Raw genomic sequence first — 248 nt, 5'->3', positions numbered from 1 at the left:
CCGGTGTTGCCGGCCGCGTCAGAGACCGTGGCGGTAACACTGCCGGTGGTCAGGGCACCGGCTTCTGCGGCCGGAACGGTGACGCTCCAGCTGCCGTTCGCCTGTACCAGCGCCGTGTAATCGTTGCCGTTAATGGTTACGGTGACGGTCTGACCGGCCGGCGCCGTAGTGGTCCCGGTAATGACCAGGTCCGCCTGTGCTTCAGTGGCGTTGAGGATATCGTCCGCCGCGAGGGTGCTGATGGTGAT

1 protein-coding gene is annotated in these 248 nt (G+C 65.3%); it reads right to left on the bottom strand.

Features of this window, described 5'->3' with window-relative positions; all coding sequences use genetic code 11:
• Window positions 1-248 (bottom strand): Ig-like domain-containing protein (locus tag OGY35_RS01030; RefSeq protein ID WP_286631199.1); only part of this gene is annotated, 248 nt, incomplete at both ends.

The organism is Citrobacter sp. Ct235, from assembly GCF_030332305.1.
GTDB lineage: Bacteria > Pseudomonadota > Gammaproteobacteria > Enterobacterales > Enterobacteriaceae > Citrobacter_A > Citrobacter_A telavivensis.
The sequence above is the reverse complement of the archived record's forward strand: the minus strand, read 5'-3'. Positions and strand labels throughout refer to the sequence as shown.